Annotated in this window: 20 protein-coding genes and 1 tRNA gene; 11 read left to right on the forward strand and 10 right to left on the reverse strand. The window is 45.8% G+C overall.

Going from position 1 to position 24,316, the window contains the following annotated elements; all coding sequences use genetic code 11:
- Window positions 1–5 precede the first annotated feature (5 nt).
- The 3 genes from ABQ275_RS20005 to ABQ275_RS20015 all read right to left on the reverse strand — a co-directional run bounded on the left by ABQ275_RS20005 (window position 6) and on the right by ABQ275_RS20015 (window position 6,331).
- On the reverse strand, window positions 6–536 hold the full coding sequence (locus ABQ275_RS20005; protein WP_349314921.1) for a hypothetical protein: 531 nt from the start codon (window positions 534–536) through the stop codon (window positions 6–8).
- A gap of 78 nt (window positions 537–614) precedes the next feature.
- Window positions 615–2,984: a TonB-dependent receptor gene (locus ABQ275_RS20010; protein ID WP_349314922.1), complete on the reverse strand. Its 2,370-nt coding sequence runs from the start codon at window positions 2,982–2,984 to the stop codon at window positions 615–617.
- 50 nt (window positions 2,985–3,034) lie between these two features.
- Entirely contained in the window at window positions 3,035–6,331 is a 3,297-nt protein-coding gene (locus ABQ275_RS20015) for a beta-L-arabinofuranosidase domain-containing protein (protein ID WP_349314923.1), read from the reverse strand.
- A 237-nt stretch (window positions 6,332–6,568) separates the two neighbouring features.
- On the opposite strand from ABQ275_RS20015, the gene ABQ275_RS20020 reads away from it, so the two are divergent.
- The gene (locus ABQ275_RS20020; RefSeq protein ID WP_349314924.1) at window positions 6,569–7,459 is read left to right on the forward strand and encodes an AraC family transcriptional regulator; all 891 of its coding nucleotides are present in this window, start codon (window positions 6,569–6,571) and stop codon (window positions 7,457–7,459) included.
- 25 nt (window positions 7,460–7,484) lie between these two features.
- Here the strand turns inward: ABQ275_RS20020 and ABQ275_RS20025 are convergent, their stop codons facing one another.
- The 6 genes from ABQ275_RS20025 to ABQ275_RS20050 all read right to left on the reverse strand — a co-directional run bounded on the left by ABQ275_RS20025 (window position 7,485) and on the right by ABQ275_RS20050 (window position 15,324).
- Window positions 7,485–8,540, reverse strand: a complete 1,056-nt coding sequence (locus ABQ275_RS20025; protein ID WP_349314925.1) for a sugar phosphate isomerase/epimerase — start codon at window positions 8,538–8,540, stop codon at window positions 7,485–7,487.
- A gap of 57 nt (window positions 8,541–8,597) precedes the next feature.
- Window positions 8,598–11,051 carry a phosphoenolpyruvate synthase gene (gene ppsA / locus ABQ275_RS20030; RefSeq protein ID WP_349314926.1) on the reverse strand — a complete coding sequence of 818 codons (2,454 nt, stop codon included), beginning with the start codon at window positions 11,049–11,051 and terminating at the stop codon, window positions 8,598–8,600.
- Window positions 11,052–11,281: 230 nt separating this feature from the next.
- Window positions 11,282–12,043 carry an SDR family oxidoreductase gene (locus ABQ275_RS20035; RefSeq protein WP_349314927.1) on the reverse strand — a complete coding sequence of 254 codons (762 nt, stop codon included), beginning with the start codon at window positions 12,041–12,043 and terminating at the stop codon, window positions 11,282–11,284.
- Between the two features lie 108 nt (window positions 12,044–12,151).
- Window positions 12,152–12,919, reverse strand: coding sequence for a glucose 1-dehydrogenase (locus ABQ275_RS20040; RefSeq protein WP_349314928.1), 768 nt, complete (start codon window positions 12,917–12,919; stop codon window positions 12,152–12,154).
- A gap of 16 nt (window positions 12,920–12,935) precedes the next feature.
- A complete protein-coding gene (locus tag ABQ275_RS20045; protein WP_349314929.1) occupies window positions 12,936–14,648 on the reverse strand; it encodes an IlvD/Edd family dehydratase in 1,713 nt (570 codons plus the stop codon).
- A 268-nt stretch (window positions 14,649–14,916) separates the two neighbouring features.
- Window positions 14,917–15,324, reverse strand: a complete 408-nt coding sequence (locus ABQ275_RS20050) for a GreA/GreB family elongation factor (RefSeq protein WP_349314930.1) — start codon at window positions 15,322–15,324, stop codon at window positions 14,917–14,919.
- Between the two features lie 431 nt (window positions 15,325–15,755).
- Here ABQ275_RS20050 and ABQ275_RS20055 point away from each other — a divergent pair, with 431 nt between their 5' ends.
- The 6 genes from ABQ275_RS20055 (at window position 15,756) to ABQ275_RS20080 (ending at window position 19,067) form a co-directional block, all read left to right on the forward strand.
- Window positions 15,756–16,187, forward strand: coding sequence for a helix-turn-helix transcriptional regulator (locus tag ABQ275_RS20055; protein WP_349314931.1), 432 nt, complete (start codon window positions 15,756–15,758; stop codon window positions 16,185–16,187).
- 3 nt (window positions 16,188–16,190) lie between these two features.
- Window positions 16,191–16,526: a HipA N-terminal domain-containing protein gene (locus tag ABQ275_RS20060; RefSeq protein ID WP_349314932.1), complete on the forward strand. Its 336-nt coding sequence runs from the start codon at window positions 16,191–16,193 to the stop codon at window positions 16,524–16,526.
- Window positions 16,523–17,479 (forward strand): HipA domain-containing protein, encoded by a 957-nt coding sequence (locus ABQ275_RS20065; RefSeq protein WP_349314933.1) that lies wholly within the window; start codon window positions 16,523–16,525, stop codon window positions 17,477–17,479. The genes ABQ275_RS20060 and ABQ275_RS20065 overlap by 4 nt, the downstream gene beginning before the upstream one ends.
- Window positions 17,480–17,549: 70 nt before the next feature.
- Window positions 17,550–17,762, forward strand: a complete 213-nt coding sequence (locus ABQ275_RS20070; protein ID WP_349314934.1) for a DUF2945 domain-containing protein — start codon at window positions 17,550–17,552, stop codon at window positions 17,760–17,762.
- 323 nt (window positions 17,763–18,085) lie between these two features.
- Window positions 18,086–18,478: a hypothetical protein gene (locus tag ABQ275_RS20075; protein WP_349314935.1), complete on the forward strand. Its 393-nt coding sequence runs from the start codon at window positions 18,086–18,088 to the stop codon at window positions 18,476–18,478.
- Window positions 18,479–18,506: 28 nt separating this feature from the next.
- On the forward strand, window positions 18,507–19,067 hold the full coding sequence (locus ABQ275_RS20080; protein ID WP_349314936.1) for a hypothetical protein: 561 nt from the start codon (window positions 18,507–18,509) through the stop codon (window positions 19,065–19,067).
- 25 nt (window positions 19,068–19,092) lie between these two features.
- On the opposite strand, the gene ABQ275_RS20085 is transcribed toward ABQ275_RS20080, so the two are convergent.
- The gene (locus ABQ275_RS20085; RefSeq protein ID WP_349314937.1) at window positions 19,093–20,205 is read right to left on the reverse strand and encodes a suppressor of fused domain protein; all 1,113 of its coding nucleotides are present in this window, start codon (window positions 20,203–20,205) and stop codon (window positions 19,093–19,095) included.
- A gap of 112 nt (window positions 20,206–20,317) precedes the next feature.
- Between ABQ275_RS20085 and ABQ275_RS20090 the strand changes: the two genes are divergently transcribed.
- From ABQ275_RS20090 to ABQ275_RS20105, 4 genes are all read left to right on the forward strand, one after another.
- Complete coding sequence (locus ABQ275_RS20090) at window positions 20,318–21,082, forward strand: NIPSNAP family protein (protein ID WP_349314938.1); 765 nt, start codon at window positions 20,318–20,320, stop codon at window positions 21,080–21,082.
- Between the two features lie 180 nt (window positions 21,083–21,262).
- Complete coding sequence (locus tag ABQ275_RS20095; RefSeq protein WP_349314939.1) at window positions 21,263–22,186, forward strand: family 2A encapsulin nanocompartment shell protein; 924 nt, start codon at window positions 21,263–21,265, stop codon at window positions 22,184–22,186.
- A complete protein-coding gene (locus ABQ275_RS20100; RefSeq protein WP_349314940.1) occupies window positions 22,173–23,864 on the forward strand; it encodes a family 2A encapsulin nanocompartment cargo protein cysteine desulfurase in 1,692 nt (563 codons plus the stop codon). Before ABQ275_RS20095 ends, ABQ275_RS20100 begins: the two co-directional genes overlap by 14 nt.
- 331 nt (window positions 23,865–24,195) lie before the next feature.
- Window positions 24,196–24,267 (forward strand) — tRNA-Met (locus ABQ275_RS20105).
- Window positions 24,268–24,316: the final 49 nt, after the last annotated feature.

Raw genomic sequence — 24,316 nt, forward strand, 5'->3', positions numbered from 1 at the left:
TGATCTTATTTAACGGGAACCAGCCTGATTTCCCGCAAATCCAGTAGTGCACCTTCTTTAAATGCAGTAGCAGCTTTGAAAATCACTTTCTGACTACCGGCTGATAAACGAATAATTCCTACCTTTTTGCTGGTAAATGTTTCCCATGAACCGCTTTTACCGGTCAATGCCTTTAGCTGCCGTTTGCCGGCCTGTACTATAAATGGTTTACCGGCATCTTCATCTGAAACGGACCATTCCAGGTAAACGTCATATGTACCCTTCTTATTTATGGTAACATCCCATTCTACCCTGTCTGCTGACCGGAACCATCCGAAAGCTTTCCATTCCGGCATGTATTTAATAGAAGGGCCGATCGCGTAACCTGCTTCTGCAGACAGCAAGAGCGAACCATCATTTTCGGTAACAACTTTTTTAACCGGAAGCGTGGTATCTCTTACAGTAACGGGTATCGCGTGAACTGCCTGCGTTGTAAACAGCGCGCCTGACAGCAGGAAAAAAGAGACTGCAACAGTTTGAATAAATGGTTTGAACATAAGTTTGAATTACATACTAAAAGATGTACTAAACTTATGCGTAATTGTGTGATAAAAATACCCCTTGCTTAACAAGAATTATAACGTGCTTAACCTTATGTTTACGGTAACGCCTATATTTCTTGGATTGCCCAGATGAGCGGCGCCGAAATCATACGCATAATCAATGTATCGTTTATCCGTCAGGTTCCTGATCCAGCAGATGATTTCATATTGTTTGGTGATAAGACCCAGGTTGGCGTTCAACAAACTATAGGCAGGTTGTGCGAGGGTATTAGCCAGGTCGAAATATTGCTTGTCAAGGTATCTCCATTCGCCACGGGCACGGATCTTCAGTTTCTTCGTTTTGCACGGTGCATATTCATATTGCAGGGCGAGCATAGAAGTTACTTTCGGTGTATAGATCTGATATTTCCCGCCAAGATCAACTTCGGCACCGTTCTGCGAAATCTTCAACCTATCAAATTTTGCATTGGTAAAACCAAAATTATAGGCTACTGTGAAATCTTTCACTGGTTTTGCTGCTACTTCCAGTTCAGCGCCTTTGCTTGTTAAGCTACCGGTATTCCGGGTAATATTTACTGCGTCCGGAAGAATGAGCGTAGGTACCTGTGCGTTATTCACTTTGGTATAGAAAGCAGAGATGTTGATGCTCAGGCGATCATCCAGCAACCTGTTCTTAGCGCCCACTTCAAAATTATTGCTGTATTCCGGTTGATAGGGAAATAATGGTGGTTCACCGGTAGGGTCAGAGGAGAGCGGTGTTAAACCACCAGCTCTGAAACCGCGGCTATAGGTGACAAATAAACTGGTATTACCGGAAGCAAAATATTGCAGCCCTGCATGCGGGGAAAAAGCATTGAATCCTGCGCTGCCGGAGGTATCCGGTCTTGTGGCAAATAGGTCATTTCCTTTTTCATATTCACCCAGCACATTGAGTTGCTTATGCTCATAATCATACCGCGTGCCCAGTGTCAGTGCCCATTTCTTTGCCAGTGTATAGGTGCCCTGTGCGTACACTGCCATCCCGTAACCTTTTCCCTTGCTGGTGCTGATGAGCGAGAAATCTGTGTCTGGTGCACCGGTGAGTAATGCGTCCTTTCCAAAGCGGATGGCCTGTTTCACCGGGTTGTCCTGGTAAAAACCATATGCGCCTGCCGACCATTTAAAAGGTGATTCCGCCGCTGCAGACATCAACCTGAATTCCTGGGATACCACTTTCACTTTATTAAAATCTTTCCCAAAATTGTTGACAATCGAGATAGCATCAAGTGGCGAAAAATCTCCGTCTATCGGATCTTTATAAAAGCGGTAATTGGATTGGTAGGCTGTTTGTGAACTGAAATTAACTTTATCTCCCGCCTGATTAATAGAAAGTGATGCGTTGAAAAGATTATCCGTCATGCGGGTCACTGCATCCTGGTTCACCCTGAACGGATGCGTTAAAGCTTCTTCCATACTCGATGCCAGCGGGAAAGTTCCATCGTTCCGGTTTTCGTTATTTTTCACATTGAGGATTACAGACAGACCGGAAAGGGAAAGATATTTCAGGTAATAATTACCCATGATATTTTCCTGGCGGTCAAACCGTTTGCCATTAAAATCATTGATATAAAAACCATTCTGTTTCGCATATAACCCGGATACGCCGAAGAACAACCTGTTCTTTATCAGCGGGGCGCTTACGCCCAGGCTATAACGCTGCTGGCCATATTCACCCACATCTGCACGGGCAAATCCGCGGATTGAATTATCCGGTTTCCTGGTAATGATATTAATAACGCCACCCATCGCGTTACGACCATAAAGCATGCCCTGTGGCCCGCGTAATACTTCTATGCGTTCTATGTCCAGCAACTGGCTGATGTAAGTATCCAGGCCAAACTGGTTTACACCGTCCACATAAGTGGTTACAGCAGGATCATAAGAAGTAGTGGTGATGCCCCGGATAGACGTTACATTCCTGTTATCGCCGGGATTTGCAGAATAGAGGTTTGGTACAATGGCGGTAATATCCTTGATATTCTGTAAGCCGTATTCCCGTACCTGTGCAGCCGAAATAGCAGTAATGCTGACCGGCACCTGCTGTAATTCTTCTTCCGTTTTCTGTGCGGTTACAATGATTTCATCCAGCTGAACATTGGCTGCTGCCAGTTTGAATACGGGCGATGCCACCTGTTGGGGTACATTAATTATTTGATTGATCGTGGCGCTGCCTTCGGCGGAAATCTCCACGTTATAGGCGCCAGCGGCCAGTTTGCCCAAACTGAAATGTCCGTTTATATCTGTATTGGTCTGACTATTTGTATTCAATAACCGTACTACCGCGCCGGCTATGGGAGCTGATCTATTATCCAGTACCTGACCGGAAAAAGTACCCGTTTGCTGTGCTGTTGCAAGCAATGCATATAAATTGAACAAGAGTAAAAAGCTGAGATATCGTTTCATTTTCCTACCAGATTTGTGTTAGCCATGACTAATAAAGGTACTTTTATTTTTTAATCAGCTAGCAATTCTCCCGCATTCTCTGCTTTCGTTTCCCCGTTTGCGTTATAGGCCACTACCGTCCAGTAATAGTTCCCTTTTGCCGGTGAAGGCAGCAACAGCTGCGGACGCTTCAATCCTTCATAGCGTACAGCTTCTTTGAAATCAGGCGTCGCGGAAATCAGGACGGTCCAGTTCTCCGCGCCACTACGGGCTTCCCAGCTGAGTGTGAGTCCTGAATCCTGCCGCAGCGGTGCTTCCTGGTAGAAAGGAGCCGGCGGCAGGGCGGCGGCATCAAACCAGGAACGGTAGTAATCGCCATACATTCCGGCACTGGCAAAATCACAAACCATCCGTTGTTTCCCGTCACCATCCGTCATGCGGGCCAATACAAAAGGATGATCGGTTTCATGCTGTTTATCTACCGGTGTTATTGTCAGTCCTTTCAGATTGATTATACCCGGATGCTTTTGTTCACCCGGAACATAGTGTGCATCACTGGTAAAAAGAACAGGCCCCTGGTAGATGGAAACCTTACCGGCATAATCTTCTTCACCGATGCGAAAACGCGGCGTAAAATCCAGCGCCAGGGAGATGTGGTCACCTTTCTTCCAAACCCTGCGAATGGGCATATAATGGCCCGCCTGTGGCATATCATATGCCTTTCCATTGACCAGCACTTTTGTTTGTTTTGACCAGCCTGGAATGCGGAGATAAAGCGTAAAAGTTTCCGGTGTTGAAACAGATACGTTCAGCAGAATAGCTCCTTTTGCAGGATATGCGGTGCGTTGTTCAAGCTGTACACGTTGGCCGGAAGGCAATTGTGCCGACATCACAGCAGGACCGTAATAGTTCAGCACCAACCCACCGGGCCGCTGCATCAGCGCCCAGTTGGCAATATCCCCGATAGCCCTTGGTGCATTGGAGGAACAACAACTCAGTTCATGCCCATCCGCGGGGCCCTGGTGCAACTCGCAGAACGACCTGTATCCTTCCGGTTGTGTACCGTAAGTAGAACAGCCGCCATTACCGGGGATGGAACCCAACGCACTGTTGAATACGCTCCATTCCAGTTCGTCCGCAACGGATGACTGACCGGTAAGCTTTAGCATATCAGTAGAGAGTAATGACCAGGCCACTGTACAACAGGTTTCTATAGTGCCATGATTATACGGTGTACCGAGCAATCCTTCGTTGGTAGAAAAACCGCCTGTACTATGACGTTCCGTTCTGCGTAACGTGCGCCAGAGATGTTCATATCCCTGTTTACAGGACGTATCTCCTGTTAACCAGTACATTTCAGAAAGGGCCATGATATTGTGTACCCCTTCCCACCTGCGCACAGGAAAATCACGCACCGGCAACCGCTCCCTGCCCAGCCTGGAATAGGCCACACCGCCCGGTTCATTCCATACTTCTCCCATAATATAATTAGCGAAATCAAGATAGCGGGTGTCTCCTGTTTCACGATAGAGCATTACAATAGCGTGGCTGATGGCTTCACTACCACCACCGGTTTTGGGTAACAGTTTCCCATCCGGCCCAAACGTGCTGATCACCAGGTCTGCAATTTTGCGGGACGCATCCAGGGCGGGCTTGTAGCGGGTATCTTCATAATAACTGATCAATCCGCAGAGCATGGCATAATGATTCCATAAAGACAATGACCTGTTCATATTTTCGAAGGGCTCCAGGTATCCGTCAGCACCCTGGGTTTTGAGCAGGTCGCGTACATAGGTATCAATACTTTTTTTAAGGAGTGGGTGGCGGGTAAGACGCCAGATCAATTGCGCGGAACTCAGGTATTGTCCAGGGAAAACGCCCGCCCAATCCGGCACGCCTTTTTCCGGGCGCTCCCGCATCATCCGCAGTAGCCCGGGATTGCGGAGGGGATAATCAATCATGTATTGCGCCATGCTGTCTACCCTCGCGCCCATGTAGCCTTTCAACTGAATGTGCACATTACGGGCACGTGTAAGTTGCGGCGCCACCGGTTTGCCGGTAGTCATTCCATTTTTATAAAAAGTCAGGTGATATAATTCCTTTGCGCGGGTTTCCCCTTGATCAGAAATAGCTGCCACGGTCCAGTAAACATCCCGTGTGTCTGCCAATGCAAGCGTAAGATTAAAGGAAGGATGAATACCTGTGTGGAATGTATGTAGCAACTGCTCTCCACGGGCATCTTTAAACACCAATACCCGGTAACTTTTTGCACCGGTTGCAGGCAGCCATTCCAGTTTCACACCCGTGGATTTATGGGATTGCGCACCATTTGCCGGCTGCATGAGTTGAGGTGGCGGAGGTGGCGCATATGATTGTCCCAACCCTTCCAGCGCCCCAGGTTGTACCAAAGGATTCAGCTGACTGAGATTGAGCGCGGTGGCTTTGATCCAGGCAGCAGCCGGTGCACTGTTCATAATACGTACATCTTCTATATCACCGTCGAACTGTGTTTTGGCATCATCTGTTATATCCCTGCCGATGCGTATACGGCCAGGTTGGATCGGGGACAGGGAAACTTTATCCGTTACGGGATCTCCATCACCAAAACAAATGGTACGAACGCCGGTAGTGCTGTTCAAAGAAAAAACAACAGATTGCCAGGCAGTGCTATCAACTGTAGCAAAGCGAAACCCTTGTCCGGCCAGCAAAACCTGCTCCCTGTTTTTATTCGTCCGGTACCGGCAAACAAAAGTCAGATCAGGCCCAACAGGCGCATCGATTTCCAGGAAGCCTTTATAATTGCTGTCAAAGGTGATCCATGGAAAAGAATTTCCCATGATCAAACCGGCCGTCCAGCCATTCTGTACAACAAAGCCCACTTTAGCAACGGCCTGTTTACGGGCTGAAATATCATGTACATTACCGGCCAGTGGCAATACGGCTACATAAGATGACGCCCACATATTTGCTGTTACCGCTGCCGCACGGGGATTGCCAAAATAAAGATAAAATCCCTGCTTTCCTTTACCAGCACTGATGACAGGCATTTTCACATACAAGCGTACATCATTGATGGCCCATAACACCACTTCCACATCCAGGAGGGCACCATTCATATCCACTGCACGCACATCTTCCCCGCCGTTTTTAGCCAGCGTTCTGGCAAAAACCGCATCCTGCAAACGCACGGAAAGTGGAAAATCATGCAGGTCTTCTTTCAAAGTGGCGGCATCAATAGTGATCAATTGGCGGTATTTCCATGCATTATTCCACCAGTCGCCCGGTTGCATATGTGGGATTGCGTCAACATAACTGCTCAATAACAAACCAATAACAAGTAGCAAACTGACAGGATTGTAACGCTTCATCCAATAAAATAAGTACTAACAAGCGAATTAAAGTATCATTTACTTAACCACATATACTATAACTTTAACATTATACCGGTAGGGAGGGATGCGTTAAAAAAGGATTCGTCCAAGTATGAGGGAAAATGACTATTTTGGCAACACTCGGCTATTGGAAAACGTTGATACCCAAAGGGGTATCCTGTACACTTATCATCGATTCGTCAACTTGAAATGTGTGATAATAATTATTCAGACATGAGGCTTTTACAAACGGAAATTACACCACTGATCAATGATTTTTTGCACGTAGATATGAGAAGTCAGTCTTTCCTGGCTTCCCCCTTCCACGCGCAACCTTCCTTTCATGCCCATCCTGAATTAGAGTTGGTGTTTATCGTGGAAGGGTTCGGGAAAAGGATCATTGGCGATAAGGTAGAACCTTTCGAATCGGGTGATATGGTATTCATCGGGTCCTCTGTACCACACGTCTGGTTAAGTGATGCTGCTTTCTACAAAGAAGATTCCACACTTCAGTCAAAAGTAATTGTAACCTATTTCCATCCAAAAGTATTCCAGCAGTTCCTGGATAATGTAAAAGAGTTTGACGGTATCCGGGAAGTGATCCGGCAGGCTTCCAAAGGCATCAAGATCCAGGGGGAGACCCGGAATATCATAGCAGAGAAACTATTGGCGCTTTCTTCCAAAACCGGTTTTGAAAAAGTAGATGGATTTTTGCAGATCATGCACCTTATTTCCATTTCAGAAGATAAAAGCTTTATCGTTAACAACGAAACGAGCAAGTATGGAATGGCAGAACCAGACCGGCTGATTGATGTGATTAAATTTATCAAAGATAACCTGCACGAACACATTTCGCTGAAACAAGTGGCGGAAGTGGCCTGCATGAAAGAACAATCTTTCTGTCGTTATTTTAAGAACAGAACAAAAAAGAGTTTCTCCCAATACCTGGAAGACCTCCGTATGGAGCATGCCCGTAAGCTGTTGATTGAATCTGATAATCCTATTTCAGACATTGCTTATGCCTGCGGATATAATTCCAGCTCCCATTTCTGCAAGGTTTTTAAGGACCACAACGGACAAAGCCCTTATCAATACAAATGCAGTATCAAAAAGGGCCTTGTCTGATCCGGCGTTATTTTTTTCCTTACCATTAGATCAACCCAAGTAATTTCCGGTTATAGTGATCATCACCGCTTGCACCGGCGAAGTCATCGAATGCTTTTTCGGTTACCCGTATAATCTGGTCACGGATAAAGGCCGCGCCTTCGCGGGCGCCATCTTCAGGATGTTTTAAGCAACATTCCCATTCCATCACTGCCCAGCCATCGAAACCATATGCCGTCAGCTTGCTGAAAATGGATTTGAAATCCACTTGTCCATCACCTGGTGAACGGAAACGTCCTGCTCTTTCTGTCCAGTTGCTATAACCGCCATACACGCCCTGTTTCCCGGTAGGATTAAACTCTGCATCTTTTACATGGAACATGCGGATGCGGTCGTGGAAGTGATCAATAAAGCTGAGGTAATCGAGACATTGCAGTACAAAATGCGAAGGGTCGTATAAAATACAGGCCCGCGCATGGTGGTTTACATGTTCGAGGAACCGTTCGTAACTGGTACCATCGTGCAGGTCTTCACCGGGATGGATTTCATAGCAAAGGTCTATCCCACACTCATCAAATTCATTCAATATGGGCAACCACCTGTTGGCCAGTTCAGTAAACCCGGTTTCCACCAATCCGGCCGGCCGCTGTGGCCACGGGTATAACGTGTGCCACAGCAAGCTGCCGCTAAACGTAGCGTGGGCGGTGAGGCCCATGTGCTCAGAAGCTTTTGCAGCATATTTCAATTGCTGCACAGCCCAGCTGGTCCTGGCTTTGGGGTTACCATGCAATTCGGGAGGCGCAAAACTGTCATACATTTCATTGTAAACGGGATGCACCGCCACCAGCTGCCCTTGCAGATGTGTGGAAAGTTCGGTGATCGACAATCCTGCTGCTGCTACAACGCCTTTGATCTCTTCTGCATACGTTTTGCTTTCCGCAGCCAGTTGCAGGTTGATACAGCGTGCATCCCAGGTAGGGATCTGCACGCCGGAGAATCCAATACTTTTCGCCCAGGTGCAGATCGACTCCAGGGTGTTGAAAGGCGCTGCATCGCTCATGAATTGCGCCAGGAAAATACCTGGACCTTTTACTGTTTTCATAACGTGGAATTTTAGTGAAAATCACCGCCACCACCGCTCATCCCGATGTGGCGTTTTCTATTCATATAATAATGCGCTTTTTTCTTTCGCCATCTGCTGTTCGATCTTCCGGATAGCATGCACCGTTTTCACCAATGAATCGGGCGTCACGGAAATACTATCGATCTTTTGCTCCACAAGGAATTGTGCAAAATCAGGATAATCAGAAGGCCCCTGCCCACAGATCCCTACTTTTACATTGGCCGCTTTAGCCGATTTGATCAGGGAACTGATCATCCTTTTCACAGCAGGATTTCTTTCATCAAACAGGTGTGAAACGAGGGCAGAATCACGATCCAGTCCCAGTGTCAGCTGTGTAAGGTCATTGGAGCCGATAGAGAACCCGTCAATATGTTGCGCAAATTCATCGGCCATCATAATATTGGAAGGCAGTTCTGCCATCAGGTATATTTCCAATCCGTTCTTTCCTCTTTCCAGTCCATATTCTGCCATCACCGCCTGCACACGCAATAGTTCCTCTACCGTTCTGCAAAAGGGGATCATCATCACCACATTGGATAGTCCCATCTTTTCCCTTACTTCCTGGATGGCTTTACATTCCAGGCCGAATGCCTCTTTATACTGCGGAGAATAATAACGTGATGCACCTCTCCATCCCAGCATCGGGTTTTCCTCTGAAGGCTCAAAATATTTGCCCCCCGGCATATTGAAGTATTCATTGCTTTTGAAATCAGAAAAACGAACGATTACTTTTTCAGGATAAAATGCCGCCGCTATTTTTGCAACACCGTAAGACAGTTTCTTGATAAAATAATCTTCTTCATTTTCAAATCCTGCAATCACCTGGTTGATACGCGCTGTTAAAGCGGGATCGTTCAACTGCCGGTGCCGCAATAATGCCAGCGGGTGTACCTGGATATAATTATTGATAATAAATTCTTCCCGTGCCAATCCCACGCCTTTGTTCGGCAGTTGTGAGAACTGGAAGGCCATGTTCGGAGAACCCACGTTGAACATGATGGAAGTGGCTATTTCCGGCAGGTCTGCAAGATCGAAAGTTGACTTCGTGAACTCAATGACACCATCATAAATATAGCCCACATCACCCTCTGTACAGGAGGCGGTAACCATCTGGCCATCTTTCAGTATATCTGTAGCATTACCACAACCCACAATAGCAGGTACGCCCATTTCCCGCGCAATAATAGCAGCATGACAGGTTCTGCCACCTTTATTGGTGATGATGGCGGATGCTTTTTTCATGATGGGCTCCCAATCAGGATCCGTCATATCAGTAACCAATACATCACCAGGCATGAACTCACTCCCTTCCGCTACTCTTTTATCCAGGGAATAGAGAATATTAACTTTCCCCACGCCCATTTTATCGCCCACTGCAATACCTTTCACCAGCAGTTTGTCCGCTTTGTTTTCATCATGAATATGGTATTCCGTAAAGATGTTATCGCGTTTGCGGGAGTGAATGGTTTCAGGGCGCGCCTGTACAATGAACAACTGGTTTGTTTTACCATCAATCGCCCATTCCACATCCATCGGGCACCAATGTCCTTTTAATGTTGAATAATATTCTTCAATGATGGTTACCCACCGGGCTATCTGCAATACACGTTCTTCATCAATACAAAATCTCGATTGCATGATCTTTTCTGTCGGTATCACACTCACCCTTTCATCCGGGTTATCACCATAGATCATCATCTTATCTTTATTCCCCAGTTTCTTTTCGATGATGGGGAGAAAGGAATCGGTTAACTTTGGTTTGAAGACAATAAATTCATCCGGCGAGATCGTTCCTTGCACCACCATTTCACCAAGACCATATGTACCGTTGATCACCACTACATCTTTGAAACCGCTTTCCGTATCCAGTGAAAAAGCAACACCGGAACAGGCGAGATCAGAACGCACCATTTTTTGTACACAAACAGACAAGCCCAATTCAAAATGCGGGTAGCCGAAATTCTCGCGGTAACTGATAGCACGATCCGTAAATAAGGATGCAAAACAATTCCGCACGGCATCGATCAGGGCGCCGGGGCCTCTCACGTTCAGGTATGTTTCCTGCTGCCCTGCAAAAGACGCATCAGGCAAGTCTTCTGCGGTAGCAGAAGATCGTACGGCTACATCCGTATCAGGAATCTTGTACTGTTCGGATAAAAGATGGTAGGCATCGATGATCAATTCAACGATCTCTTTCGGAAACTTTGTATTCCTGATCAGTTGCCTGATCTTCTTGCCACATTTACGGAGCGATTCAATATTTTCGAAGTCGATAGTATTGATGATCTCCTTAATGGCAGGTTCAAGATTATTGGATTGCAGGAACGTTTTATAAGCGTGCACCGTAATTACAAAACCATCGGGGATATTGATGCCGAGCGGACTCAGATGCTGCAGCATTTCACCGAGAGATGCATTCTTTCCTCCTACAAAATCGATGTTATTAATACCTACCTGGCTTAATGGTACGATAAAACTTTTGGTGTTCATTTTTCAAAGTTAATTGGGATTGATATAAAGAAATGTCTTGGTATTACCCGCTTTTTTCACATGCTTATCTTTTATGTCATGCATGTACGGAATGTAGAATTGACGTCTATTTTTTGTTGATTTATTGCGATATAGTTATCTCATTACGTGTTACGTTTATCCATTAACGTTATATTACTGTTGGGGTCAACAAAGAGGATGTACGGGGTGGTAATAGTTAAAGATTAAAATCAGGAATTAAGTTTGATAAAACCGCCATCAATAGGATAATCACAACCGGTGATAAAACCTGCTTCATCGGCACAGAGATATAAGGCCAATGCAGCAATTTCATCCGGGCGGCCCATGCGGCCAATCGGTTGTGTAGCAGATAATTTTGCAAACATTTCTGCCTCCTTACCGGGGTAATTCTTTTGCAGAAATCCATCCACGAATGGTGTATGTACGCGGGCGGGAGAAATGCAGTTACAGCGTATATTGTATGACAGATAATCTTTGGCGATGGATAATGTCATTCCAACTACAGCGGCTTTCGTCATGCTATAGGCAAAACGGTCTGCCAGTCCTACCTGCGAAGCAACAGAGGCCATATTGAGGATCACGCCGCCTTGTTTTTTCATAAACGGGATGACGGCTTGCACCATATAAAAAACGCCTTTTACATTCACGCCCAGCAAGCGGTCCATATCTTCCGTTGTGGTATTTTCCACATTACCGATGTGTGCAATACCGGCATTGTTGACAAGGATATCCACGTTCCCGATCTCCTGTACGAGTTGCTGTACGAGAGATTGGTTGCTGATATTACATTGTCTGAACGTTGCGCTGCCACCGGTTTCCTGGATCTCAGCCACCGTTTTTGAGGCGCCGGTTTCATCTACATCAATGATGAAAACATTTGCACCCTGACTGGCAAACAAAATAGAAATTGCGGCACCGATACCACTGCCACCACCCGTTATCAGGGCCGTTTTATTTTTCAAACTAAACATTGTTGCTTATTTACTGGTTAATTATTTATAACGGATTTCTCCGCCCTGCACCACATCGGCAGAAGTGCAATGGCTAAAAAAGTGTTTTTTCGCGTTGAAGTATTTTAACTAAAAAGGAGACAAACTCACAGCCGTCCAGCCACCATCAATGATGAGGCTCTGACCTGTGATATGTCTTGCTTTATCAGACACGAGAAACAGCGCGGCATCAGCAATATCACGTGTTTTAGCCGGTCTTCCCATTGGTGTAATAGTAGACCAGACCTTTTCATAATTGGCATCATCCATCGTTCTTTCCGTGAGCGTTGCACCGGGTGCGATGGCATTCACACTGATCTTGTGTTCAGACAATTCTATTACGAGGCTCTTCGCCAGCATTTCCAATGCGGCTTTGGTCATTCCATAAGCAGCAAGTTGTTTATGCGCCTGGTGGCCTGTTACGGAAGAAGTAAATAACAAAGATCCGCCGAATCCCTGCCAGATCATTTGTTTGGCAGCTTCCTGTGCGAGGAAGAAAGTACCACCGAGATTCACTTTCAATACTTCATTGAAAGATTCAATGGGGTAGGTGAGGAAATCACCGAACAGCGTAATGCCTGCATTGGCAACCGCTACATCCAGCCGCCCGAACTTTTCAACAGCCGTGGCCACCATCTTTTTTATAATGCCGAGATCCGCTGTATTACCAGGTACAGCTACACATTTCCCCTGTGCTTTCCGGATCTCTTCTGCCGCATTTTCTGCCAGGGCGGGATCAATGTCGTTCAATACTACCGCAGCGCCTTCAACGGCCAGCTGCATAGCTATTTCAAAACCGATTCCCTGTCCTGCGCCCGTAACGATGGCCACCTTTCCCTCAAATGCTTTTATATTCATTGCCGTTTAATATTATTTAGTGTGAATCTCTTAATACCTGGCTACCGGAACCTCCTTTCAAAAATCCTAAGTCGGCGCCCAGGTGTGCCTGTTCTACGTTGTTTACATACATATTCACGTATCCCCTGTCATGTGGACTAACCGTTGCTACCCATGCAGCTTTTCTTTGTGCCAGCTCCTGATCATCTACCTGTAAATTCAATACTCTGCCCTGAACATCCAGTTCAATGATGTCGCCATCTTTTACCAGCGCCAATGTACCACCGGCAGCGGCTTCCGGCGAAACATGCAATACAACGGTACCAAAACCTGTTCCGCTCATCCTGCCATCAGAGATCCGGATCATATCCGTAATACCTTTTGCCAGCACTTTTTTGGGCAGGCTCATATTCCCCACTTCCGGCATACCGGGATATCCTTTTGGTCCAACATTTTTTAATACCAGGATACTGTTTTCATCCACCGGCAATTCGGGGTCATCTATTCTTTTCTTATAATCTTCAATATCTTCAAACACCACTGCTTTGCCGGTATGCTGCATCAGGTGCGGGCTGGCGGCAGAGGGTTTGATAATAGCGCCTGCTTCGCACAGGTTTCCTTTGAGAACTACGATGCCGGATTGCTGATTGAACGGTTCATCAAAAGCAGCGATCACTTCCCGGTTGATAGCCGATGCCCGCTGAATGTTTTCCAGGATCGTTTTACCATTTACCGTCATGAGGTCTGTATCCAGGTATTCCGTCAATTCCTTCATGACAGCAGGTAAGCCGCCGGCATAATAAAGATCTTCCATAAAGTATTTTCCGGAAGGCTGGAGGTTTACGATCAGCGGGATGGCGGCAGATAGCCTGTCAAAATCAAGGATGTCCAGCGGTACGCCGATCCTTCCGGCGATAGCCGTGAGGTGAATCACAAAGTTGGTGGAACCGCCTACAGCAGCATTTACTTTTATGGCGTTATCGAAGGCTTTGCGGGTTAAGATATCAGAGAGTTTCACATCTTCGCGCACCATATCTACAATGCGTCTGCCGGAAAGCTGGGCTAATACTTTCCTGTTGGCGTCTGCGGCAGGAATAGCAGCATTGCCGGGAAGTGAAAGACCCAATGCCTCTACCATGCAGGCCATGGAAGAAGCGGTGCCCATTACGGCACAATGTCCGCGGCTGCGGCACATACCTGATTCAGCGATGTTAAGGTCTTCTTCCGTCATTGCGCCGGAACGCAGGTCAGCGGCAAAGCGCCAGATATCGCTGGTACCGATATCCCTGCCATTGTATTTGCCGGTGAGCATAGCGCCGCCGGATACCACGATGGTGGGCAGGTTTACACTACAGGCTCCCATAACGAGGGAAGGAGTGGTCTTATCACATCCACATAATAATACGACACCGTCCAGTGGATTGGCACGTATGGATTCTTCCACATCCATGCTTACCAGGTTGCGGAAAAGCATGGTAGTAGGTTTCATGAGGGTTTCGCCCAAAGACATCACCGGGAATTCAACAGGAAAACCACCGGCTTCCAGGATACCTCTTTTTACAGATTCCGCTAATTCCCTGAAGTGCGCATTGCAAGGGGTCAGCTCAGACCAGGTATTACAAATTCCAATAACAGGCTTCCCTTTAAATTCATCGGAAGGAATACCCTGATTTTTCATCCAGGCTCTGTATATAAACCCGTCTTTCCCCTCTTTTCCAAACCATTGTTGACTTCTTAATGATCCTTGCATTTGCTACAGTTTATTCGAAATAAAAAATTCATCGAATAAAAGTATCTCCTGGCAAGCGTTAAAAATGTTACTGGCTTATCCATATTTGTAACCTTATTAACTATATCATCTTTCCGCGCCATAACGGAATCCCGGTTGCTTTTCAGGGAGTTGCTAAAAACAAGCTTTCTGTTGCAGGGTTAAATATGGCTATAAAAAAAGAACGGGATTCCCACCGTGTAGAAAGCCCGTTCTGTTCTCAGCAGGAGGAAACTGCTATAAATTTCTTTTATACGAAAGTAGAATTTCTGACTTCTACTACGGAGTAAAATTTCTTCTTTTTAGAGAGTTGCCATACAAAGCTTTCTCCTTTTTTCAGGCCCATCAATGCTAATCCAAATGGGGTCAGTGCAGATATATTGCCATTCCATTCGTCGGTTTCATTGGGAGGCACCAGTTTATATTCAAGATTTGTTCTGGTGATGGTGTCCCGTATAATGACGGTAGAATACAGGCGGGAAGCCGTATTCGGGAAATCATCATTGCTCAGCACATTTGCTTTACTCATCTTTTCAAGATGTTCTTTTTGCAGATGCTGATCATACATCAATTTCGGTGAATTACTTTTAAGATATTGGGTTAAAATGTCGTGGTCTTCCTTCAGCATCAAGAGTTGCTCGTTATTTTCTGTTGTCATAGTCCTGATTTATTTAAATACAATAAGAATGCTGATGCTATCCAATGAGGAAGCAACAGCAAGTTTCATCCGCCGGAATATTTATTCCGGCAACATAAAGTACCCCGAACCGCAAATGAAACTAACGGAGCGGGGATAAATTATTGAAATCCTTAAAGTTTGAAAAGAAGTACAGTCGTCCGCAGGTAAACGGGGTCACACCGACCAATTGAAGAAGATTGGCCGATGAAAAGAAGACGAATATGGAATATAGATTTTTCACGACTTGCGAAGATACGGAATATATAGTTAATGGAGAAGTCTGGAGAGGGTTGCTAACGACACTGCACCCTATCGGGTATAATACAACGAGAATAAACAGGTTTATACCTCATAGGGTATAAATTAATATTTTCTACTTATATTTATACCCTATAAGGTATATTAAAGCGATGATTAACACACATTATTTATCAAATTTCGTTCGACATAGCAGAAGTAACCTGGGTTTAACACAGGTTGAGCTGGCAGAAAGAGCCGGAGTTGGTTTACGTTTCATACGTGAACTGGAACAGGGGAAAACCACATTGAGAATGGATAAGGTAAACCAGGTGCTATCGCTTTTCGGTTATGGACTGATCCCCGGGAAAGAATTAGATCCTTTTGACGTTTATGAAAAAAACTTTAATCAGAATGTGCGTATTTCATTAAAGAATAAATCTATTTGGGATGGGTTTATAACCGGAACAATCAAGGAAGGGGGAATAATATCAGCATGGCAGTTTGTGAAAAAAAATGATATCATCAAATATCAGCAAACAAAAGATGTACAATTAATAACAACCATTCCCCACCACGAAATTGAAAGAATTGTAAACATATAATTTATGCAAAGGGCCGGAAAGGTATTCTTCAAAGATATAATAGCAGGAATTGTTTGGCAGGACGAAGATGGTTATGGATTTGTCTACGACGAACAGTATCTTCAATCAGCAAACCCGATACCAGTGAGCTTTACACTTCCCCTGCGCAGTGAAGCATACAGAAGTAATACCATGATTCCTTTTTTTGATGGATTGATACCAGAAGGTTGGTTGCTCGACATTGCTGTAAAAAACTGGAAGTTGAACGAACGGGATCGGATGGGTTTATTATTATCTGCTTGTCGTGATTGTATCGGAGCAGTAAGCATTCAGGCTATTGAATCAAATGAAATCACATGAAAGAAAACAGGTGTTTATATTGCTATTTACCATTGTCTGATGAAGAAAAAGACTTTCATCCCCGATGCAGCAAGATGTTCTTTGGAACGCCTACACCACCTGCGTTGGATTATGATAATGAGCAAATGAAGCAGCTGGCTAAAGAGATCGTAATAAAAAGCATTGCAGTCACCGGGGTACAACCAAAGCTTTCTTTAAACCTGGAAAAGAAACCGGACAGCCGGGGAAAAAACAGGCTTACTATTGTAGGCATGTGGGGTGATTTTATTCTAAAACCACCAACGCAATCGTTTCCTTCATTACCAGAAAATGAGGACCTCACGATGCACCTCTCACAGTTAATGAAAATACCAACGGCAACGCATAGTCTCATTCGTTTAAAATCAGGAGAACTGGCTTACCTCACTAAGCGATTTGACAGGGATAATGGTAACAAACTCGCTTTGGAAGACATGTGCCAGCTTACTGAAACACTCACAGAAGATAAGTACAGGAGCTCCATGGAAAAAGTGGGGAAAATTATCAATGCTTATTCCGGCCAACCCGGAATAGATATCATTCAGTTCTTTGATCTGACATTATTTTGTTTCCTTACCGGTAATGCAGATATGCATTTGAAGAATTTTTCCCTCTTAACAGATAAAGAACAACTAACCAGGCTTGCACCCGTATATGATTTATTGTCTACTCACCTGGCCATGCCAGCAGATAAAGAGGAAATGGCACTTACCCTGAATGCCCGCAAGAACAAAATTAAAAAAGGAGATTTTGATAGTTTAGCCAGGAACCTTGGCATTAATGAAAAAGCAATGAATAATAGTTATAAACGTTTCTCAACCCGTTTAACGCAACTGAATGAATTTGTCAACATCTCCTTTCTGCCATCCGATCTGAAAGATGCCTATAAAGCTATGATGATCAGAAATGCACAGAAAATCGGGCTACTTGCTTAATGTTGATGCACGCCTCATGCAGCAATCACTCAAATGGTATAATACTTGTGCTGATAATCTATAAAAAATCATGATGCAAACAACATTCAAAATAGGCGATCATGTTACCTGGAATTCAGAGGCTGGTCATGTATCCGGCACAATCATTAAAATACATACAAAGGATTTTGATTACAAAGGATATACACATCACGCCACCAAAGAAGATCCACAGTATGAAATAAAGAGTGATAAAACAGATCACATTGCGGCACACAAAGGATCGGCGTTGAAAAAATATTGAAGGATAGTTACCCACGAAAAAGCGCACCCTTTGCAGACTGCGCTTTTAAATATCACCGGAACATCTCACCTACTCCTCATCGTTTTTTAGTTTTTATTTATAGCGTTAGTAAGTGGTTAATTCATTTTGTTACAGGTTTCCTGAAAAATATTTCTCATATCGTTTATCCGCTCCAGTGGCAGGTTTTCATTTGGAAAAATCCTTTTAAATGCGTAACTTTCTTATAAATAAGTCAGGATTTATTACCCCCAGATAGCACTGAGCCAATAATATGTAAGATTGTAAGGTTTCGGTATCCCCTAAACGAAGTAAATCCTTCAACAATGAAACCGCTCTTCCTCTTCATAATATTTACCGGTTCTTGTTTATTACTGACCGGCAGTACCGTTATGGCGCAAAAAAGACCCGTAAAGTCCCCTCATATTGATAGCACAGCATCCCGGCCGAAAGATGCGCATGCCTACCCGCAACCACTTCCGGCAGCTGAGCCCAAACCAGCTCCTACTATGGAAGGAATACCAAAACCACAGGGACTAAAGCCGCCAACCTCTATTTCAATGCCGCCGGCAGCACCGAAAGCGGATCTGGTAGCAGAAGATTCAACGATAACACCTCCACCTCTTCCGGCAGCAGGAAAGGAAATTCCCAAACCCGCTCCCGTAACACCTCCTAAACCCAAACATAAAAAACATAACACACCACATGCCACTGCATAAAACCCCGCTAAAAACAAGTACTTCAAAAATGTTTTTTTGTGTAATGGCGCTGCTATGGGCCGTTATGCCACTAAACGGGCAGGATAAACCCGTTGCTGTGAACTGGGCAGACAGTGTACAATATTATAATGGACAGCTACAGGTTAACTATGCAAAGGCGCAACTGGTGGAATATACCTATCACGTATACACTTATAATCACCTGATCAAAGCATATGACCTCCATCACCGGAATTCAAATATCATTTTCTGGATGGTACTGATCATTGTTGGGGCGGGACTGATATTTTCGGGGATTCAGTTTTTCATCAGCCTCAAATCCTTTAATTTCAAAATAAGACATAATAAAAAGGTACTGGGAACAACAGAACAACAGGATACCGCCACGGAAGATAAGCCCACAACTTTTAAATTATCAAAGGATGGCATAGAATTCAGCTCCTCCATTTTCGGTGTTATTATCCTCGCGATGTCTATTATCTTTTTTTATTTCTACCTGCATTTCGTGTATCCGATAAATGTGGATACCGGTCAGCCCACGGGCAAGCAGGTAGATGTGCCTCCCGTGGCTACTGCACCCACACAATAAACGGTATTCCTTTTATCTACCCATATTAAATCTCCACTTCTTCTCTTTTCTTCACCAAATGCGTGATTCCGCTGTTGATCATTTTCTCCAGCAGGTCATAACCGGCGTTGGCTTTATGATGTGCGTAGGCGCGTTCCAGTTCTGTAACCGGCGCCAACCAGTATAAATTCACCGCGTCGCCATACATAGGCGGCAGGTTGATAACAGGGCCGGTGTACAAGGCGGCGGAAAGGATCAGGCTATCATAGGGATCAGGCAGCTCTGTTGCACTCACTGTATGTCCCTCTCCCAGCCAGGTAATTTGTTTCCAGGGGCGGTCTGCCAGGCCGGACATGATTTCCGCCATCTTCATGATCTCTTCCTCGGGATAATCCTTTTTGCTGATGGCCATGGCCAGTTCCATTCTCCGGAAGCCGGGCGCGCGCTCACTGTAGAGGATTTCCACCCACGGCATCGGGCGGATACTGACACCTAACGTGATCAGGTATACGATGTCATCCTGTTCGTATTTAGCCAATGCCATCGGCGGCCATTGTCCGCCATCAATGGCATAGTATTGCTGTGTTTTACCGAATGCCGCCTCATAGGCCTGGATAAACTGGTCCTGTAAAATGCTCCATTGCTGGCTGGTTTCTTCCACCCATCCCTTCCAGAAATCGATAGCCTGGGTGACTCTTTTATGCAATATATTGGTAGCAGGAGTGCCCAGCGGAAAAATCAGGTCATCGTCATCAGCACCAATACAATCTGCGGCATAGGCCACTGCCTTTTCTTCTGAATACAGCCCCCAGCCCGGAATAACACCCAGTAGCTCACCGTCATACATCATGGCGGCGCCATCGCCTTCTTCCATCCATACAATTGTGATCAGTTCTTTCTGCAATGGCTCCTTTCCTTCCGGATGATTGCAGAAGCGCCTTTCCATCATTGGCGCCATCCCTTCTTTCATGGCCGCTACATCCTTTTTTTCCGGCGCGGGTTGCAGGTTACGCAACCAGCAAGGCCGCGGAGAATATTTACTACTCAGCAACTCGGAAGGATAAAGGTAAAAATAAGCCACCCTGTCATCCTGTTCAACCACGGCGTAAAGTGTACCACGGCTGTTAGCCTGTTCTATCAACATTACCGGATCAGACATATAATAAGTTTAAAATTTACAGCTTTTGACTGCCCAAAATTAAGGCATAAATCTCAGGACTATTAAACCTGAACTTTTTCGATTATTTTGTTGTCTACTTAACAATTAAACCATGAAAATCTCAACGCTCGCTTTTTCATTCATGTTGTGTTGCTCTTCTCTCTTTGCAAAAGGTAGAGAATTTTATCAGATTAAAATTTATCACCTGAAAACTGCCAGCCAGGAAGCGCGTGTAGACAGTTTTCTCCAAACGGCCTATTTACCGGCCTTACATCGTGCGGGCATCAAACAGGTAGGTGTTTTTAAACCGGTGGACAGCGATACTTCCGGTATCCTGATCTATGTGCTGATTCCTTTCCGCAGCCTGGAACAATTTAACAGCATAGATAATATACTGAACGCCGATAAGGTTTTCCAGCGCGACGGACAATCTTATATCGATGCCGTATATGATGATGTACCTTTCGTGCGTGTAGAATCGATTTTACTACGGGCATTCTCCGGAATGCCGGTGATGGCCGCCCCTGCATTGACAGGTCCTAAAAGTGAACGGGTATACGAACTACGCAGTTATGAAGGTCCGACCGAGAAATACTATGTTAACAAAGTGAAAATGTTTAATGATGGCGATGAAGTAGGTATCTTTAAAAGTCTTGGTTTTAATGCTGTTTTTTATGGAGAAGTATTGTCTGGCGGCAGAATGCCCAACCTGATGTATATGACCACCTTTAATAATAAAGCAGACAGGGATGCCCACTGGAAATCATTTTCCGCTGATGAGAGATGGAAAAAGCTTTCCGCTTTACCGGAGTACAGCCACAATGTGTCCAAATCGGATATCCTGTTTCTGACGCCTACCGACTACTCTGATCTCTGATAGAAAAATAAACTTTTTGCGCCCCGTAAGTAATGTACTTACGGGGTTTTTTATTTCTACTAAAAAAGGCTTAAATTAAATTATAATTCAACACCTGCCGATCGGAAGAGAGACAAGCCACCACAATGCTCTCTAAGATTAAAGACTGCTATTCTCTTAACTTAAAAAACCAATCTCCACATGGCCGAAGTAAGTAAGAACAAAACACAGACGGCGCTGGGTGATGTTGCCGCCAGACAACTCGCCATTGCCACCCGTACGGTGCCGCAGATGTCCACCATCACACCCCGGTGGCTCACCCGTTTAATGAGCTGGATCCCTGTGGAGTCTGGTGTGTACCGTCTCAACAAAGTAAAAGACGAGCGCAATGTAACCGTAGATTGTTCCGGCAGAGATGAACGCGAACTTCCCCAGACCTATGTGGACTACATAGAAAATCCGCGGGAATACAATCTGAGCGCCGTAAATACAGTGCTGGACGTACATACGCGCGTATCCGACCTCTATAGCAAGCCCTACAATCAGATCAGTGAACAGTTGCGTCTGATCATTGAAACCATCAAAGAGCGGCAGGAGAGTGAATTGATCAACAACAAAGAGTATGGTCTGCTGCACAGCATTACCTCATCGCAACGTATTAAGACCCGTACCGGTGCTCCCACACCGGACGACCTGGACGAATTGATCACCAAAGTATGGAAAGAGCCGGGCTTTTTCCTGCTGCATCCTTTGGCGATAGCCGCTTTTGGCCGTGAGTGCACCCGCAGGGGGGTACCCCCGCCGACGGTTTCTTTATTCGGCTCGCAGTTCCTTACCTGGCGTGGCATTCCGTTGATCCCATCCGACAAAGTGCCTGTTGATAAAGGTAAATCCAAAATCATCCTGTTACGTACCGGCGAAAGCAGACAGGGTGTTATCGGACTCTATCAACCTGATTTACCCGGCGAGCAATCACCCGGTCTGTCTGTCCGCTTTATGGGTATCAACCACCAGGCCATCGCTTCTTACCTGGTTTCTCTTTACTGTTCATTGGCGGTACTGGTAGATGATGCCATCGCTGTGCTCGATGATGTAGAAATAGGAAAATACCATGAATACAAATAATTTTCAGGCAGATGGATTACCGGATACCAAAGCCCTGGAACAACTGGCTAACCAGTTATTCCGCGCGATGCAAAGCGGTAACGATCAGCCCACACCGCAATATCCGCCATCGGTGGCAGCCGGTGACCCGCTTCTACAGCAGGGCAGCGTAGCCGATGTTACACAAGCGCCCACCAGTTTACCGGACCCCCATTTTGCCGGTACCGGACAGGTACCCGCATCTGTAGCCGGTAGCGGCAGCTCTCCATCCGCCATACAGCAACGTCCCGCTTCTTTTGATCCGTCATTTGAAGAGGAGCTGCACAAGGCGTTGAAACAGATACAGTCGCCTCCCCTCTCCAGTCAGCTACAGGGCTATGGCGCACCGTATTATTTTTTGCCCGATCATGTGCCGGCAAGCGGCATCGCAGCACGGCCACAGACAGATTTTCAGCATGCCTCCACCGGCGCCACTACCGCGCCGCTGGACGTAAACCTGGTCAGGTCGCACTTCCCCATCCTGCAGGAACATGTGAACGGACACCGGTTGATATGGCTCGACAATGCGGCCACCACCCAGAAACCACAACATGTTATTGACCGCATCAGCCACTTCTATGCGCATGAAAACTCTAATATCCACCGGGCAGCACATGCATTGGCAGCCCGCGCCACCGACGCTTACGAAGGCGCCCGCGAAAAAGTGCGCGCCTTTCTGCATGCGGCTTCCGTCAGTGAAATTGTGTTTGTACGCGGCGCTACGGAAGCCATCAACCTCGTAGCCAAAAGCTGGGGGGAACAGTTCCTGCAAGCCGGTGATGAAATTATTCTCAGCCACCTGGAACATCACGCCAACATCGTACCATGGCAACAACTGGCCACCAGGAAAGGATTGCTCATTAAAGTGATTCCTGTGGATGATGACGGACAAGTACTGCTGGATGAATATGCCAAACTGCTTGGTCCCAAAACCAAGCTGGTAGCCTTCACACAGGTATCCAATGCACTGGGTACTGTTACGCCTGCACAGAAAATGGTGGAAATGGCACACCACGCAGGCGCCAAGGTACTGGTAGACGGCGCGCAGGCGGTGTCTCATATGCGTGCGGATATGCAACTGCTAAATTGCGACTGGTACGTATTCTCCGGACACAAAATATTTGGTCCTACCGGCATCGGTGTGCTCTACGGCAAGGAAGCCCTTCTCAATGAAACACAGCCGTGGCAAGGTGGCGGGAATATGATCAAAGACGTAACCTTTGAACACACGCAATATCAAAACACCCCTACCCGCTTTGAAGCAGGTACCGGTAATATAGCCGATGCTGTTGGCTTAGGCGCCGCCATCGATTATGTAAACCTTATCGGCATTGACGCAATCCAACAGTACGAACATTACCTGCTGCTATACGCCACGCAACTGCTGAAAGAGGTACCCGGACTGCGTTTGATAGGCACCGCACCCGACAAGACCAGTGTGCTGTCTTTCGTTTTTAAAGACTTCACGACGGAACAGGTAGGCGCGGCACTCAACCAGGAAGGGATCGCCGTACGATCTGGGCACCATTGCGCACAGCCCATTCTCCGGCGATTTGGTGTGGAAAGCACAGTACGGCCATCGCTCGCATTTTATAATACCTGCGGCGATATTGACGCATTAGTGAATGTGCTGCTGCGATTGCGCAGAAGCAGAATATGATTTTCTTTATGGGAGCCGCTGAAAAAATAAATTAAATAAGCGTGTATACATCCCAGTTAGTTCGCATGTATTCCGTCTTTCCTGATAATATGCTATCCGGAAAAATATTTTCCACGATTTTTTTCCGGATAGCAAGTCTTTGATCAGCATGGTGAATATCTTTTTTAAAATCTGCCGAAACACCTGTTAATAAAGGGTTACATCAGGCTCAGAAAAATTATTATCTTCATAAACAAAGCAGGCATAAAAACATCCTCCATTTCTATTCACTGCAAAAAATATTTGTATTAAATTTTGTAGAATGATTTATTTGTCTACATTTGCACCTCATTGCGAGGTAGAGCAGAGGTAGCTCGTCGGGCTCATAACCCGAAGGTCAGTGGTTCGAATCCGCTCCTCGCTACAAAAAATAAAAGTCCTGAACGGTTGTTCAGGACTTTTTTATGGCGCCT

The sequence above is a fragment of the Chitinophaga sp. MM2321 genome (genome assembly GCF_964033635.1).
Taxonomy (GTDB): Bacteria; Bacteroidota; Bacteroidia; order Chitinophagales; family Chitinophagaceae; genus Chitinophaga.